Raw genomic sequence first — 1,477 nt, forward strand, 5'->3', positions numbered from 1 at the left:
CTCGCGGTCTCCTGGATTCCGCTGGTCACCGCCGTCGGCGCGGGCCTGGTCAGCTCGCTGCTGGCGGGCCTGATGGCCGCCCGCCGCCCGGCCCGGATCAAACCGGGCCAGGCGCTCGGCGAGGCGGCCGTCGAACGGCTGCGCCCCGGGGTGATCCGCACCCTGCTGGGCACGGCGGCCCTGGTCGGCGGCATCGTGCTGGCCGGGGTCGCCGCCTCGGCCTCGGGGGAGGACGCGGCCAACACCGCGCTCGGGGTCGTGATGCTCTTCATGCTGGCCGTGGCCCTGCTCGGCCCGCTGGTCGCCCGGCTGTGCGCCTGGCTGATCGGACTGCCGCTGCGCGCGGGCGCGGCCCCGGCCGTCCTGGCGTCGGCCAACACCCTGGCCAACGCCCGGCGGCTGGCCTCCGCGATCACCCCGATCGTGCTGGCCATCGCGTTCTCCTCGACGCTCGTGTTCCTGCACACCAGCGAGGACCATGCGATGGCCGGGCAGCGGCGCGCCGGGATCGTCTCCGACCACATCGTGTCCGCACCCGGCGGTCTCCCGGCCGATACGGCCGACCGCGCCGCCTCCGTACCCGGCGTGGCGGCGGCGGTGGGCGTGCTGCGCACCGGGGTGCTCGTCACGACGGGCTCGTCACTCCAGGGCGAGACGGCCCAGGGCGTCTCCGGGAGCGGCCGTGCGCTGGCCGCCGTACAGGACCTGGACGTCCGTACCGGCCGCCTGGCGGACCTGGGGCCGGGCCGGGTGGCAGTCGACGCGAGCCTCGCGCAATCGGCGCACGTCCGCGTGGGCGACCGGCTCCGGCTCCGCCTCCCGGACGGTACGAAGGCCGCCCCCGAGGTGGTCGCGACGTACGGCCGGGGCCTGGGCATCGCCCGGATCACCCTGCCCCGCGCGGCCCTGGCGACCCACGTCACGTCGGCCTTCGACGCCGACGTGCTCGTACGGGACCACGCGGGCGCGGACCGCGAGGCCGTCGCGGCGGCGCTCGGGAAGCGGCTCGGCGAGCGGGTCACCGGCCGGGACGGCTACGCGGCCGCCGAGGACCGGGACCGCGCCCTCAACGCCTGGTCGAACACCACCATGGCCGCGGTGCTCGGCGGCTTCGCCGCGGTCGCCGCCGTCAACACCCTGGTGATGACGGTCCTCGACCGCCGCCGCGAGCTGGGCACCCTGCGCCTGATCGGGTCGACCCGGCGGCAGGTGCTGGGGATGGTGCGCTGGGAGGCGCTGCTGGTGGCCACGGCCGGTGTCGCGCTGGGCACGGCGATCGCCTTGGCCACGCTCGTACCGATGGCGCGCGGGCTGACCGGCGAGGGCCCGTACGTCCCGCCGCTGACGTACGCCGGGTTCGTGGGCGCGGCCGTGGCGCTCGGGCTCGCGGCGACCGTCCTGCCCGCCCGCGCCGCGCTGCGCCGCGAGACGCCCGGAGGGGCGCGGTGAGCGAAACGGCGAAGGGGCCGGGAGATGG

At 77.3% G+C, this 1,477-nt stretch carries 1 protein-coding gene; it reads left to right on the top strand.

Annotation, left to right across the window (positions count from 1 at the left end; all coding sequences use genetic code 11):
- A partial coding sequence (locus SSOG_RS29510; RefSeq protein ID WP_039938986.1) for an ABC transporter permease occupies positions 1 to 1,449 on the top strand: 1,449 nt, incomplete at its 5' end.
- Positions 1,450 to 1,477: the final 28 nt, after the last annotated feature.

This window comes from Streptomyces himastatinicus ATCC 53653, from assembly GCF_000158915.1.
Classification (GTDB): Bacteria; Actinomycetota; Actinomycetes; order Streptomycetales; family Streptomycetaceae; genus Streptomyces; species Streptomyces himastatinicus.